Genomic DNA, 15,487 nt, shown 5'->3' with positions numbered 1-15,487 from the left:
GAATCCCATGACTACCACGCCACTACCATCCGACGAACTCGAAGTACTTTTCGATGCAGATGAGGATGTGCTCCAGTACTTTGATACCGAGCATCCTATTATCGAGGAGCATGCACCCCTACATTAAAACCCGCATCTTTAGCTATAGAAGTTCTACGTTATGACCGTTTGGTAACGATGCTATCACGCTTAGCTTTCCACCAATGGCTTCCAGATACCGCTTTAATGTGTTTATCTCCACGCGTTCAATATCCCCCGATTCAAGGACACTGACACGCTTCTGGCTCACGCCCATATTCTGAGCAAGTTCTTTCTGAGTAAGCTTGCTCTCTTTTCGTGCCTCTCTTAACTCATACAGTCGAATATATTCAAGCATTTCTGCTTCAGCCTGATCCACCTCTTCTGTAGTCAGACCACTATCCTTCATAAACTGCTCGGGCGAATAATGCGTGAATCTCTTATTCTCCATACTCTTCTTCCAACCACCAATCATAACGGACTTCGGCTTCTGGAATAGCTTTTTTGTACCAGCTTTTCCACCTATTTTGTTTATCTCCTGCTACGAGAAGAATGGCCTTGCGCTTCGGATCGAAAGCAAACAGTATCCTTATCTCGCTTCGTCCAGCTGAACCTGGCCTTAATTCCTTTAGAGAAGGAATACGCTGCGAACCATCAATCTTACCAGCCAGAGGTCGTTTAAGCTGTGGGCCTTCACGCTCTAAAATTCGTATAGCGGCAAGTACTTGAGAACGAGAGTTCGTATCCAAAGTAAGTAGCCATTCTTTTATGGGGCCGAGTTCTACTGTCCATATTCTATTTATACCTCATACGGTATTTTTTGTCTAGTACACCGTAAACCCGTGACGGGTGAATTGGTCAGAAACGCGCTGCCGCAGAGCCGCGGACGGCCCTTTCGCGTCTTCCAGAGGATACGGAATGCGCATCTCGTGCCACTTCGGACGGCCCAGCTGATGGAAGCCGAGCACGTCGATATGCTCTACAGCGTCTCCGAACTGCTCGCAAATCTCAGCCACCTGCTCGACGTTCTCTTCCGAATCCGTCAGTCCCGGAACGAGGACGAAGCGCACCCAGATCTTCTTCTTATGCTCAGCCAAGCGCTTTCCGAACTCGATAGTCGGCGCGAGAGTACCACCCGTCACCTTCTTATAGGTCTCTTCGTTACCCGACTTCACGTCCAGCAAGCACAGGTCGATGTCTTCTATCTGCTCATCCGAGTAGTTCCGTCCGAGAAAGCCCGAGGTATCCAGACACGTGTGCACGCCCATCTCCTTCGCCGCACGGAAAACGCGGGACACGAAGGCTGGCTGCATCATGGACTCACCACCGGAGAACGTAATGCCGCCACCCGTCGCTTTAAAGAGATCCTTATACCTATCCACTTTCTTAATCATGGCGTCGAGATACACCGGCTGACCATCACGCATCTTCCACGTATCTGGATTCTGGCAGTACTGGCAGCGCAGTGGGCACCCACTCATGAAGACGGTCATGCGTGTGCCCGGACCATCCACAGAAGTATTAATATCCCAGGAGTGTACGAAACCGATGTCTCCAGACTTCAGAGCCTGCAGACGGTCTCTACGGTCCAGACCTATAGGAGACTCAAAGCCAGAGAGACCACCCATGAGGGTCTGACTCGCGTAATCCTTCGATTCACGAAGCATATGTGCTGTAGTACTACGAAAAGCTGCCATCTGTGTCTCCTTTGACTCTGGGTGAGGCGCTGTCCACTTCATGCATATAAGCGGAGCGCCGCCGGCGAGAGTATCATTCTTCTGCCCTCTAGTATAGCCGTTTGCGTGGCGTTATGTGTGCGCTGTGAGTGCCGTCACATCTGAGAAGTGATTAGACACATGCACATGTGCACAGACTACATCCTCTCCTCATGTTGTTTGTAAATCATCTCATATTAGTGGCTCTATACATCGTTTTCGAGTGAAAAATGAGACTATCTACAAACAACTCTCTCCTGGCGAGATGCAGCTTCTTTATTTTTACCACTCCTCCTCACGCCCCACACAAAGAGAGGCCCAGCACCATCCCCTTCCACCTTAGGCGGAGAAGACTCGTGCTGGGCCTCACCTGTCTAGCTACCTACAGCTAGACCTTGCAGACCTAGTAAAGACTAGTCAGATACTGCACCTGCATGGAAGGTACGAGAGATGACATCGAGCTGCTGTTCCTTCGTGAGCTTCACGAAGTTCACAGCGTAACCGGAGACGCGTACCGTCAGGTGTGGATACTTGTCTGGGTTCTCTACTGCATCCTCGAGCTGTTCCTTACGCAGAACGTTAATGTTCGCGTGGTACAGACCGTGGCCGTTACCGGCATCCAGGATACCGACGAGGTTATTAATGCGCTCGGAGTCATCGCGGCCGAGACCATCAGGAGTGATGGTGTTCGTCAGCGAGATGCCGTCGAGAGCATCGTTATAATCCAGCTTACCGACCGAGAACATGGATGGAAGCATACCGTGGGAGTCCATACCATTCTCTGGGTTTGCACCTGGGGAGAATGGGGTGCCCTTCTTGTGTCCAGATGGGAAGGAACCAGTGTTCTTACCATACTCGACGTTCGAGGTGATGGTCAGCACGGACTGGGTAGGTACTGCACCGCGGTAGACTGGCAGGCGACGAACCTGACCCATAACGGTGGACACGACCCACTTCGCGAGATCATCTGCACGGTCATCATCGTTACCGTAGACAGGGAATGCACCCTCGGTACGGAAGTTCACGATGAGGTCTTCGCGTGCACCCTCGACGTACTCTGGAGTACCTTCAGCATCCTTGTTATAGATAGGGAATACCTTTGCGTACTTCACAGCAGCCAGGGAGTCTGCAGCGATGGACAGGCCAGACATACCGCAGCCGAGGGTACGGTAGACTTCCTTATCATGCAGAGCCATCTCGATGGACTCGTATGCATACTTATCGTGCATGTAGTGGATGATGTTCAGAGCTTCGACGTAGGTCTCGGACAGCCATTCGAGAGCCTTCTCGTAGTTCGCCTGGACGGACTCGAAGTTCAGGGAGCCATCCTCGTTAAACTTCACTGGCTCGATGACACCGGAGTCGATGACGCGCTCACCGGTCATCTCGTCGCAGCCGTCGTTCAGAGCGTACAGGAATGCCTTAGCGGTGTTCACGCGAGCTGCGAAGAACTGCATCTGCTTACCTACGCGCATAGGAGACACGCAGCATGCGATAGCTGCATCGTCACCCCAGTGGGAGCGAATCTCCTTATCCGACTCATACTGGATAGCAGAAGTGTCGATGGAAATCTTTGCGCAGAAGCGCTTGTAGCCTTCAGGAAGCTTAGGATCCCAGAAGATGGTGATGTTTGGCTCTGGTCCTGGTCCGAGGTGCTCGAGAGTCAGGGTGTTCAGCAGACGGAAGGAGGTCTTCGTCACGAGAGTACGGCCATCATCACCGAAGCCTGCATCCGACCAGGTAGCCCAGTATGGGTCACCGGAGAAGATGTTATCGTAATCCTTCGTACGCAGGAAGCGCACGATGCGCAGCTTCATAACGATGTTATCGATAATCTCCTGAGCATCCGTCTCGGTGAGCACGCCACGAGCGAAGTCACGCTCGAAGTATGCATCGAAGAATGCGGACAGGCGACCGATGGACATAGCAGCGCCATCCTGGCTCTTTACAGAAGCGAGGTAACCCATGTAGGTCCACTGTACTGCTTCCTGAGCGTTCATAGCTGGGCGGGACAGGTCCAGACCGTATTCCTTACCCAGAACGATGAGCTTCTTCAGAGCCTTGATCTGCTCGTCGTGCTCTTCGCGGAAGCGAATCCAGTGCTCGATCTCGGTCTCCGTGAAGTCGTTACGGTAAGGGATGGAATCCTTATCACGCTTCTTAAACTCGATGAGGGTGTTCACACCATAGAGTGCCACACGGCGGTAGTCACCGATGATGCGGCCACGGCCGTATGCATCTGGAAGACCGGTGAGAATCTTCGCGTGACGTGCACGCTTGATGCGAGGGGTGTATACGCCGAAGACGCCGTCGTTATGGGTCTTGCGGTACTTGGTGAAGATCTTCTTTACTTCTGGGTCTGGCTCCTTACCTGCTTCGATAAGAGCCTGCTCGACCATGCGCCAGCCACCGTTAGGCATCATAGCGCGCTTGCATGGAACGTCTGTCTGAAGACCGACGACCACGTCATCCTGATTATCGATGTATCCTGCTGGGAAAGCATCGATGTCTGCTGGAGTGTGGGTGTCTACGTCATAGACGCGCTGCTTACGCTCTACTGCGAGGTACTCGTCATCCAGCTTCTTCCAGAGGTGCTTGGTCTTATCGGTAGCATCCGCGAGGAAGGATTCGTCGCCTTCGTATGGGGTGTAGTTCTTCTGGATGAAGTCACGAACATCGATGTCAGACTTCCAGTTACCGTCTACAAAGCCTTCCCAAGCCTGAGCCTGGAGCTCTTCTACGGAAACAGCGCTTGTTTCTACAGCTGCCATTTTTACTCCTTAGTGGGTTGCATCACCGGCGAAGCGTCTGCGTTCTACGCCGAACACTTTCTAGTGTAGTCCCCCACTAAGGGTAAAAATGACCAAAAATTCGTGATGTCGCTCACAGAAAAAGGCGGGAAAATTGCCATTCTGTGAGCGCCGTCACAAAATAAAACTACTCGCGGAACGCGTTCGTCACCGGAAGACGGCGGTCGCGGCCGAATGCCAGCGCCGTCACTTTCGGACCGAGCGGATACTGGCGGCGCTTCCACTCGGCGCGGTCCACGAGGCGCATCACCGTATCCACGGTCGCCTCGTCGAAGCCGTCAGCGAGCAAATCCGCGCGGCCATGCGCCTTCTCGATGTACGCCTCGAGCACCGCGTCGAGCAGCGCGTACTCTGGAAGCGAGTCCGAATCCTTCTGCCCCGGCCGCAGCTCAGCACTCGGCGCCTTCGTAATGGAGTTCTCAGGAATCGGCGGAACGGAACTCACCGGACGCCCCAGAAGCTCACCGCCCAGCCCAGCACGCGCGTTCCTCCAGCGCGCCAACTGCCACACGCGCGTCTTCAGCAGATCCTTAATCGGCGCGTATCCACCCACAGCATCACCGTAAATGGTGGAATATCCGCAGGCGAGCTCAGACTTATTCCCCGTGGCCACGGCCAGCAGACCGTGCGCGTTCGAGTATGCCATAACGATGACGCCACGCATACGCGCCTGCAGGTTCTCCTCAGCCACGCCGGTCAGGGCCAGCTGATTCTGGAACGCAGCAAACAGCGGCTCGATAGGTTGGATATCATAGTGCGCACCGAGGCGTTCGGCCAGGTCAGACGCGTCATCCTTCGAACCGTCCGACGAGTACATGCTCGGCATAGACACACCCCAGACGTTCTCACCACCCACAGCATCCGCCGCCATGGCCGCCACGAGAGCGGAGTCGATACCGCCAGACAGACCGAGGACCACGCCCTTAAAGCCGTTCTTGCGCATGTAGTCCTTCAGTCCCAGCACGCAGGCGGTGTACACTTTTTCGTCCGCGTCGAGGACCGGTGCGAGCGGATCCGAGGCTAGGACGAATGCTCCGTCTGAGCCGTCTGAGCCGTCCGCGCTCGACCGCACCGTAGCGCCCACCGTAGCCCCATCCGCGCCGAGCGTCCACACGCGCAGGTCTTCCTCGAAAGCCTTCAGCCGTGCCACGACCTCGCCGGAGGCATCCACCACGAAGCTGGACCCATCGAAGACGAGATCATCCTGACCACCCACCTGGTTCACGTAGATAACCGGCGCGCCGACCTCGCTCGCGCGGCGCTGGCACAGCTGCTCGCGTACGCTTTCCTTTCCCTCCTCGAACGGAGAGCCGTTGATAGTCACGAGCACGTCGAGGTCTGCGCTGGCGAGCTGGGCCGCAGGGCCATCATCCTGCCAGATGTCCTCGCAGATGGCGAAGCCGAGGCGGTATCCGTCCACTTCCATGGTGAGCGTATCGTGACCAGGCGTGAAGATGCGGAATTCGTCGAAGACGCCGTAGTTCGGGAGGAATTGCTTATCATACGTGTGCAGAATCTGCCCTTCGTGCAGCACGAGCAGCGTATTCGTAGGGCGGTCGTCATGCGCTCCGCCCTCCTCGACGCGCTCCATGTGTGCGGTTCCCACGGTACCGAGGACTACGAAGAGGTCTCCGCAGCCTTCCTCCTGCAGCGAGCGCGCGATGTCTTCTGCCGCTTGTTCTGCAGCTGTGCGGAAGGTAGCGCGGAAGGCGAGATCCTCGATAGGATATCCCGACAGCGTCATCTCTGGGAAGACGACCACGCGCGCTCCCCTGTCGTGTGCACGGCGCGCGAAGCTGAGGATAGTCTGCTTGTTCTGCTCGATGGCGCCCACGTTCGTGTTCATCTGAGCGAGCGCGAAGCTCAGGTGCGCAGCTTTGCTGTTCTGCTGTGTCGAAGTACTCATGCGTTATTCTCCTGATTCCTGCTGTGCTTGTGTGCCGTTCTGCGAAGGCTGGGGTGCGTTCTGGGGCGCGTTCTGGGGTGTGTTCTCGCCGCGTCCCGCGTGGAGTATGGCGCGAATGCGTTCCATGCGCGGCCCCACTTCGCGTTCATATCCGCGGTCTGTAGGCTGGTAGTAGATGCGGTCGCGCAGCTCTTCGGGAAGGTATTCCTGCGTGGCTACGGCCCCCGGCACGTCATGGGCGTAAATATACCCCTCGTGGTTCCCGAATTCTTCCATCAGCTTCGTCGGCGCGTTCCTGAGATGCAGCGGAACTTCGCCCACGTTCCCCGCCTGCACGTCGGCGAGCGCGGCGTTTATGGCGTTATAGCTCGCGTTTGACTTCGGCGCTGTGGCCACGGCCACGACTGCCTCGGCGAGGATGATGCGCGCTTCAGGCATGCCCACGAGAGCGACGGCTTGCGCTGCTGCCACGGTGACGGGCAGAATCTGCGGTGCTGCCATCCCCACGTCTTCTGCCGCGGAGATCATGATGCGCCGGGCTATGAAGCGCGGGTCTTCGCCTGCATGCAGCATACGCGCGAGGTAGTGGACGGCTGCGTCCGGATCCGAGCCGCGCATCGACTTGATGAAGGCGCTGGCGACGTCGTAGTGGTTATCGCCGCTTTTATCGTAGTTCAACTGTGCCACGTCGAGCACAGAGCTGACGGTGCTCGGGTCCACGACAGGCCTGCGCTCGCCCTTCTTTCTCTGCCGTTCGACGGCCACAGATCCGGCGGCTGCCTCGAGAATGGTGAGAGATTTGCGCGCGTCGCCGCCTGCGAGCCGCGCTATGTCCGCGATGGCGTCATCCGTGACGCGGATATCATCATTCAGTCCGTTTTTCGCATGGATGGCGCGACGGATGACGTTCTGGATGTCCTCGTTCGTCAGGAAGTTCAATTTTACCACCACTGACCTAGAGATCAGCGGAGAGATGATGGAAAAGCTCGGATTCTCCGTGGTGGCTGCGATGAAGGTGATATCGCGGTTCTCTACGCTCGGCAGGAGCGCATCCTGCTGAGACTTCGAGAAACGGTGCACTTCATCCACGAACAGGACTGTCTCCTGACCTGTGGTCACCAGCCTCGTGCGGGCGCGCGTGAGGACATCGCGGATATCTTTCACTCCCGAGGTAACAGCAGATAGTTCTTCGAAGGCACGTCCTGACTGCTTCGCCACGATGTACGCGAGAGTGGTCTTCCCCACTCCCGGAGGTCCGAAGAGGATGATGGACGTGGGTGCCGTGCGTACCTGTCCTGTCAGCTGCTGAGCCACACGCCTCAGTGGCGAGCCCTCCACCAGAGCATGATCCTGACCTATGACCTCGTCCAGTGTGGTGGGGCGCATGCGCACCGCCAGAGGACGTACGAGGACGTCCTCGACAGAGGCTGTGGAGAAAAGATCATCGACCATCGGCCACTCCTTCACCCCAGGCTGGAAGCTCTTCGATAACGTTCACATCATAGCTTTCGAAGACCACGTCTCCCTCTTCATTCGTGGAGTCGAGGTCCACGACGCCGTCGATGGCCCAGTCATAGTCTCCTTCGAGGTCACACAGGATCTGGCGCACATGCCAGCGGTGATGCGTCTTCTCTCGCGAGTCATCGATCCTAAAGTACGTGGCCGAACGCGCCTCAGTATTCGTGAGCAGCCCCTCGTGGTCTTCGTAGAAGTCATCGAGAGCATCTTCCCACTCGTGCACAGGCATCCCCCATGCCGAGTCGAGACGCCCGAGTTCTTCTGGCTCGTCGAGGTCCATGAGCTGGACACGCTTAAAGAGGGCGTTGCGTACCAGAGTGGTGAGCCCTGCTTTATGCGCGAGGATCTCGTCGATGACTGGTGGTGCCGGCTGAGAGTCGAGGGAGAATTGGCCTATCTCACCACGCTCAGCAGCCTCCCACTCGTCTACCAGCGAGGAATCCACGGTCCGCACGACCACGTCCAGCCAGTCTATGATGGACTCGAGCTGCTCATTCTTCTTCGCATCCGGAACCGTACGGCTCAGCGCGCGGTACGCGTCCGAAAGATAGCGCAGAAGCGTCCCCTCCGCACGCGCGATGCCGAGGCTCGTCACATACTGAGTAAAGGAACTCGCAGTCTGAACCATGTCGCGCACGACGGATTTACACTGCAGCTCATAGTCAGCAGCCCACGGCACATCCGTGCTGTACTGCTCAAAAGCAGGCAGAAGCAGATCCTCGAGCGGCTTCGGATATGTAATGTACTGCAGACGATCCATACGCTCGTCATAGTCCATGCCGTCATCCTTCATGTCGAGACGCGCCTTATCGCGCGCACGGCGCTGCTGAGCGCGCAGAACAGCAAACAGATTCTCGAGGGTAGCCTCCACGGCAGAAATGACGTCGAGCGCGTACGAGTCCGACTCCGGGTCCAGCAGCTCGAGAGCGGCGATGAGGAACGGGCTCAGAGGCTGGTCGAGGGCGAGATCATCCGGCATGTCGATGGTCAGCGTGTAATCCATGGTGCCGTCCTCCAGCTCCCACTTTTCCACGATGTGCGCATCCATCAGCGTCTGGAAGATGCCCGCTGCGCGCTCCCTCAGCTGCTCCTGCTGCTGCGCTGGCACCTGCGAGGCATCGATGAGCTCACGCGTACGCTTCCAGGCATCTCCTCCCTGCGAGACTTCGCTCAGCACCATGGAATGCGTAATCTGCATATGCGGTGTGAGCGTCTCTGGAGCGGAGTTAATGAGCTTCGTGAGCGTGTCCTCACTCCAGTTCACGAAGCCTTCCGGAGCTTTCTTCCGCTTGATCTTCTTCAGCTTCTTCGGGTCATCTCCCGCTTTCGCCAGAGCCTTCGCATTTTCTATCTCATGCTCCGGGGCGAGCGCTATAACCAGGCCCTCGGAGTCGAAGCCACTGCGGCCAGCACGGCCTGCTATCTGGTGGAACTCACGCGCCCTGAGGCGGCGCTGCTTAAAGCCGTCGTACTTCGTCAGGGCCGTGAAAACCACAGTATGGATAGGCACGTTTATGCCCACGCCGAGGGTATCCGTACCGCAGATGACTGGCAGGAGTCCTTCCTGCGCGAGGTGCTCGACGAGGCGGCGGTAGCGTGGAAGCATGCCGGCGTGATGGACTCCCACACCAGTAAGAAGAAGCCTTTTCAGAGTCTTTCCGAAGTACGAGGTAAAGCGCGTTCCTTCGAGCGCCTTCTTAATGGCCTGGCGCTGTTCAGGTGTGGTGACGCCGAGATTTGCGAGGTCCTGTGCCGTCTCCACAGCTGCTTCCTGCGCGAAGTGAACCACATAGATGGGCGCGTTCCCGTGGGAGACCTGCTCGTGAATGACCGAATGCAGGTCTTTGAGCGTGTACTGGTAGGTCAGCGGAACAGGACGCTGGGCTGAGGCGACCACGCTCACCGCTCGGCCACTCGTCTTCTCTAGGGATTCAGCGATGGAGTCCGTGTCCCCCAGCGTGGCACTCATGAGAACGAACTGGGTCTGCGGAAGGGTGATGAGTGGCACCTGCCAGGCCCAGCCACGGTGGGGATCTGCATAGAAGTGGAATTCGTCTACAGCCACAGCACTCACATCTGCGCGTGAACCTTCACGAAGTGCTTGGTTCGCCAGGATTTCTGCCGTACAGCAGATGATGAGCGCGTGCGGATTAATCTGCGAGTCGCCCGTGATCATCCCCACGTTCGCTGCACCGAAGACGGAGACGAGCTCGAAGAATTTTTCGGAGACGAGAGCCTTCAGAGGAGCCGTATAGTACGAGCGCTGCGAGCGGCTCAGAGCCATAAAATGCATGCCGAGAGCGATGAGAGACTTCCCCGACCCCGTCGGCGTGTTCACGATGGTATGGTCGCCGGACAGAATGGTGAGGATAGCCTCTTCCTGGTGTGGCCAGAGGTCTATACCGCGCGTGGCCTTCACCCACTGGGCGAAGACATCGAAAAGTTCGGACTCGTCGAACGAGCCACCCTCAGTGTCCGCCTCACCAGATTCCACAGTCTCGCGCTGAAAGACACCCGCAGCGTAGCCCAAGCTCGCCGGGCGCTGCTCCCACCCGTCGTAGAAGCCCTCAGCAAAACCTTCGCTGGTGTCCAGCTCGTCGTACTCAGTCAAATGGACCAATCCTCTCCTAATACACCCTATACACCCTATACAAGCAGGGTGTGCAAAGCTTCAGCCGCCTCACACACCCTGCATACGCACACGCTCTTTCTGCGCTCTACAGCGCGAACGTCACGATACTACTCGTCATCCTCATCTGGGTCGTAATCCACGCCCGTCTCCGCACGCTGCTCATCCGAGATAGGAGCAGGAGCACCCGTCAGCGGATCCGTACCGCCGCCAGCCTTCGGGAAGGCGATGACGTCGCGGATGGAATCTTCGCCCGCGAGGATAGATGCGCAGCGGTCCCAGCCGAACGCGATACCAGCGTGAGGTGGAGCGCCGAACTTAAAGGCGTCGAGCAGGAAGCCGAACTTATCCTTCGCCTCTTCCTCACCGATGCCCAGAACGTCCAGAACGCGGTCCTGAATGTCATCGCGGTGGATACGCACCGAACCGCCGCCTATCTCGTTACCGTTACAGACGATGTCGTACGAATCCGACATAGCGTGGCCTGGATCCTTATCAAAGCTATCCAGCCACTCAGCGCTCGGCATAGTGAATGGGTGATGCACGGAGGTCCACTTCGAGTGACCCACAGCTACGTCATCATCATCTGCTTCGAGAGTCTTAAACAGTGGGAAGTCCACGACCCACGTAAAGGCGAACTCATCCTTCTTCAGAATGCCTTCGCGCTTCGCTATCTCCACGCGCGCCGCACCCAGCAGAGTCTGGGAGGCCTCACGAGCGCCTGCTGCGAAGAAGACAGCGTCGCCATCCTGAGCGCCGGTAGCAGCCTTCAGGCCTTCGCGCTCAGCGTCGGACAGGTTCTTCGCCACAGGCCCCTTCAGCTCACCGTCAGTGCCGAACTGTACGTATGCCAGTCCCTTCGCGCCGCGCTGGCGAGCCCAGTCCTGCCAGCCATCAAACTGGCGACGTGGAAGATCTGCAGCACCGGAGTACACCACAGCACCCACATAATCCGCCTGGAAGACGCGGAATGGAGTGTCCTTAAAGTACTCGGTCAGCTCCACTATCTCGTTACCGAAGCGCAGGTCTGGCTTATCCGAGCCATACTTATCCATAGCATCCTTATAGGTGATGCGCTGGAATGGAATCTGAATCTCATAGCCTGCAGATGCCCACACGTCCTTCAGCACACGCTCTGCCATGGCGATGACGTCTTCCTGGCCCACGAATGCCATCTCCATGTCCAGCTGCGTGAACTCTGGCTGACGGTCTGCGCGGAAGTCCTCATCACGATAGCAGCGCGCCAGCTGGTAGTAGCGCTCGATGCCCGACACCATGAGCAGCTGCTTGAGCAGCTGAGGCGACTGTGGCAGTGCATACCACGAGCCTGGGTTCAGGCGCGATGGAACGAGGAAGTCGCGTGCGCCTTCTGGCGTGGACTTAATGAAGGTAGGGGTCTCTACCTCGGTGAAGCCCATCTCATCCAGAGCCTTGCGTGCGGCCTTCGACATGGCTGAACGCATGAGCAGGTTCTTATGCATCTGTGGGCGGCGCAGGTCCAGATAACGGTACTTCAAGCGCACATCATCGCTAGGAAGCTGCGTCTCGGACTCGTTCTCCAGAGACGTGGACACCTGGAATGGCAGGGCGGCAGACTTCGCGAGGATGTCTATCTTTTCTGCCACGACCTCGACGGTACCAGTGGCCAGATGGGTGTTCTCGTTCCCCTCTGGGCGCTGGCGAACCAGGCCGGTCACCTCGATGACGAATTCGCTACGCAGCGGACGCGCCATCTCTTCGTCATTAATGACCACCTGGACGAGACCCGATGCGTCGCGCAGGTCCACGAAGGCCACACCACCGTGGTCACGGCGGCGGTCTACCCAGCCGGACAGAGTCACGGTGGAGCCGATGAGTTCTTCAGTCACATCGTTAGCATGATGAGTTCGATAAGCTGTCTGAGACACTTTTTCCTCGTTTGATACGTTTGATATCAGTAATGTATAGGCGCTAGAATACCACGCTCGCTCTACACGCGTTTTGCGCGCAGCACGAGCGCGGCTATACGCCGGGCACGACAGACGGAGCGCGCCGTAGGCTTACTGCCCTACGACCACGCGACGCTCGGCGTACTCGCTCGCTGGCGTCCACGTGTCTGCAGATGCTGCCACCTGCTCGCCCGTGATGATGTTCTTTACTTCTTCAGCGCTCTGCTCGCCATTTTCGTCGGTGGTGGACGGAATCCACACGTACGGGATGCCGAGCTTATCCGCATACTTTATCTGCTTGCCGAGCTTTGCCGCGGTAGGTGCCACGTCTGCTGCTATGCCGCGAGAGCGCAGAGTTCGGGCGATGGCATTCGACCCCGCGCGATGCTCCTCATCCCAGACCGCCACGAGGACAGCTGCTGGAGAGACGCGCGACGCGGTGGCATGCGCGGAGTGCAGCATGTAGGAGACGAGACGAGACAGGCCTATGGACAGGCCCACGCCCGGATACTTCTTCTTTCCCTGGGTGGCGAGGTTATCGTAGCGTCCGCCCGAGCAGATGGAGCCGAGCGATGCAGCGCCGTCGAGGAAGGTTTCGTAGACCGAGCCCGTGTAGTAATCCAGTCCGCGCGCTATCTTCAGATCCGCGATGACTGCTCCTGGGCGGATCTGCGCCGCTTCGTCCACGATCATGGCGAGCGTCTCGAGTCCTTCTATGGCCAGCGCGTATGCCTCGCCGTCCTTATCCACGCCGCGACGAGCGCATAATGCGTCGAACTTTTCGCGCAGCCGCGTTCCATTTTCCGCGCTCAACTGTGCGAGCTCGAGGCATGCATCTGCCTGCTCAGCGCTCGCACCGCATTCGCTCGTCAGGAGCTGAGCGACTTCATCTGGGCCGATTTTATCGATTTTATCGATTTCGCGCAGGACGCCTTCGATGTCCGTCAGACCCACGCCGCGATAGAAGCCTTCGGACAGCTTGCGGTTATTCGCATGGACGGTCGCTTTCGGCAGTCCCAATTCTCGCAGCTCTTCGAGAGCCTCCACCATAACCAGAGGCACGTCTACTTCATAGTGGCTAGGAAGCTCGCCGTTACCCACGACGTCGATGTCTGCCTGAACGAACTCGCGGAAGCGACCTTCCTGCGGGCGCTCACCGCGCCACACCTTCTGAATCTGCCAGCGCTTGAATGGGAAGGTTACCGCTCCCGAATTCTCTACCACATAGCGAGACAGTGGCACGGTAAGGTCGAAATGCAGGCCGAGCATATCCTCTACCGGCGTGTCGGCTTCATTTCCGTGATCCTGCAGACGAGACAGCAAGTAGATTTCTTTACTCGTCTCACCCTTTTTCAGCAAACTCGAGCCCTGCTCCACTGCTCTCGTCTCTATACCGAGGAAGCCGTGAAGCTCAAATAACGACCGCAGAGTGTCCATCACGCGCTGTTCGACCACGCGTTCTTCTGGAAGCCACTCTGGAAAACCTGATAATGATGCACCTTTAGCCATAATTCCCTATAATAGGTTACGTTACGGAAATTTCTTACAGAGGAGTGCTTATGTCTCAGGACCGCACCACGATAAACCCAGCCTTACTCGCGAAGGCTCCCACCCCTGCTACCGTCACTGTGCACTCCACAGCAGACATCCAGGCTGCGAAGGCATTCGGCCGTGTCGCAGACGACGGCACTGTCTTCGTGAAGGATGGTGACACGGAGCGCGAAGTGGGTCAGTTTGCGAGCGCAGACGAGAAGGAGGCTCTCACCTTCTACGCACGTCGCTACGCAGAGCTGAAGGGAAAAATAGATCTCGTGCGTTCCCGCCTGAACGCTGGTACTCTCCAGCCTCGCGAGATGGACGAAGCCGTTACCTCTCTGCGCGATGAGGTGAAAGAGCCAGCTGTCGTGGGTGACATTCCAGCTCTACGTCAGGCAGTGGAGGAATTGGCCTCGCTGGCAGACGCCGCTAAGAAGGCTCTCGCTCAGGCACGCGAAGAAGCGCGCGAACAGTCCATCGCTGCACGCACGGCCATCGCTGAAGAAGCCGAAAAACTCGCCGCCAGCATCACCAAGCGGACGAATTGGCATGATATGGGCGAGCAGTTCCAGAAGCTTTTCGAGCAGTGGAAGGCCACGCAGCGTCAGACCGCGCGTCTCGACCAGAAGACTTCAGACGCGCTGTGGGAGCGTTTCGCTGCGGCACGCCGGACGTTTAACCATGAACGCAGCGCGTGGATAGATTCGCGCGAACAGGCACGTGCTGCATCTCGCGCGGTAAAGCAGGCGCTCGTCAAGAAGGCGCAGGAACTTCAGAACTCTACTCAATGGCGCGAAACCGCAGATAAGTATGCCGAAATCATGGCCGAATGGAAGAAGGCCGGAAATGCCGGACGCGAGGCAGAAGACGCACTGTGGACTCAGCTGCGCGCCGCCGTGGACACCTTCTATGCCGCACGAAACGCCTCCCGGGACGAATTCTTCGGAACCCTGCACGCGAATCTCGAGGCGAAGGAAGCTCTCGTGGCACGCGCAGAGGCTCTGCTCCCAGTAGCCGACGTGGCAGCAGCGAAGTCCGCGCGTGCTGCACTGAACGCCATTCAGGACGAGTGGGATACCATCGGCGACGTACCATTCGCGGATGCTGACCGCATCGAAGCGCGTATGGATGCTGTGGACAAGCAGATTAAGGCAGTAGAAGATTCCGAGTGGTCGCAGAGCGATCCTGAGGCGGATGCGCGCAAGTCGTCCTTCACTCTGCAGCTCGAAGCGCAGCTAGCCGAGCTCGATGAGAAGATAGCTGCTGCACAGGCTGCGGGTTCTGATGCTGAAGCTGCGCGCCTGCAGGCCGAGCGCGACGCGAAGGCGCAGTGGCTGGATGCCGTGAAGTAGTCGGCTGGGGACGGCTGGGGACGGCTGGGGCTTCTGGGGCTTCTGGGTCTTCTGGGGGGGGCACGCACCTCGTCT

10 protein-coding genes are annotated in these 15,487 nt (G+C 57.8%); 1 reads left to right on the top strand and 9 read right to left on the bottom strand.

Features of this window, described 5'->3' with window-relative positions; all coding sequences use genetic code 11:
* Positions 1 to 142 precede the first annotated feature (142 nt).
* From ALMA_RS04215 to hisS, 9 genes are all read right to left on the bottom strand, one after another.
* Positions 143 to 469 (bottom strand): helix-turn-helix domain-containing protein, encoded by a 327-nt coding sequence (locus ALMA_RS04215; protein ID WP_094726495.1) that lies wholly within the window; start codon positions 467 to 469, stop codon positions 143 to 145.
* A complete protein-coding gene (locus tag ALMA_RS04210) occupies positions 459 to 788 on the bottom strand; it encodes a type II toxin-antitoxin system RelE/ParE family toxin (protein ID WP_275542025.1) in 330 nt (109 codons plus the stop codon). The genes ALMA_RS04215 and ALMA_RS04210 overlap by 11 nt, the downstream gene beginning before the upstream one ends.
* A gap of 54 nt (positions 789 to 842) precedes the next feature.
* Positions 843 to 1,715 carry a pyruvate formate-lyase-activating protein gene (gene pflA, locus ALMA_RS04205; protein WP_094726493.1) on the bottom strand — a complete coding sequence of 291 codons (873 nt, stop codon included), beginning with the start codon at positions 1,713 to 1,715 and terminating at the stop codon, positions 843 to 845.
* Between the two features lie 431 nt (positions 1,716 to 2,146).
* Positions 2,147 to 4,504: a formate C-acetyltransferase gene (gene pflB, locus ALMA_RS04200; protein ID WP_094726492.1), complete on the bottom strand. Its 2,358-nt coding sequence runs from the start codon at positions 4,502 to 4,504 to the stop codon at positions 2,147 to 2,149.
* A gap of 166 nt (positions 4,505 to 4,670) precedes the next feature.
* A complete protein-coding gene (locus ALMA_RS04195) occupies positions 4,671 to 6,449 on the bottom strand; it encodes an NAD+ synthase (RefSeq protein WP_094726491.1) in 1,779 nt (592 codons plus the stop codon).
* Positions 6,450 to 6,452: 3 nt separating this feature from the next.
* Positions 6,453 to 7,901, bottom strand: coding sequence for a replication-associated recombination protein A (locus tag ALMA_RS04190; RefSeq protein WP_094726490.1), 1,449 nt, complete (start codon positions 7,899 to 7,901; stop codon positions 6,453 to 6,455).
* Complete coding sequence (locus ALMA_RS04185; protein WP_094726645.1) at positions 7,891 to 10,461, bottom strand: DEAD/DEAH box helicase; 2,571 nt, start codon at positions 10,459 to 10,461, stop codon at positions 7,891 to 7,893. The genes ALMA_RS04190 and ALMA_RS04185 overlap by 11 nt, the downstream gene beginning before the upstream one ends.
* Positions 10,462 to 10,706: 245 nt before the next feature.
* Positions 10,707 to 12,503: an aspartate--tRNA ligase gene (gene aspS / locus ALMA_RS04180; RefSeq protein WP_094726489.1), complete on the bottom strand. Its 1,797-nt coding sequence runs from the start codon at positions 12,501 to 12,503 to the stop codon at positions 10,707 to 10,709.
* Positions 12,504 to 12,635: 132 nt separating this feature from the next.
* On the bottom strand, positions 12,636 to 14,033 hold the full coding sequence (hisS, locus tag ALMA_RS04175) for a histidine--tRNA ligase (RefSeq protein WP_094726488.1): 1,398 nt from the start codon (positions 14,031 to 14,033) through the stop codon (positions 12,636 to 12,638).
* A 50-nt stretch (positions 14,034 to 14,083) separates the two neighbouring features.
* Here hisS and ALMA_RS04170 point away from each other — a divergent pair, with 50 nt between their 5' ends.
* Entirely contained in the window at positions 14,084 to 15,412 is a 1,329-nt protein-coding gene (locus ALMA_RS04170) for a DUF349 domain-containing protein (protein ID WP_094726487.1), read from the top strand.
* Positions 15,413 to 15,487 lie beyond the last annotated feature (75 nt).

Origin of the sequence: Alloscardovia macacae (genome assembly GCF_002259705.1) — a bacterium.
In the GTDB taxonomy this organism is placed as follows: domain Bacteria; phylum Actinomycetota; class Actinomycetes; order Actinomycetales; family Bifidobacteriaceae; genus Alloscardovia; species Alloscardovia macacae.
Note: the sequence above shows the minus strand (reverse complement) of the source record. Positions and strands in the feature narration are given on the sequence as shown.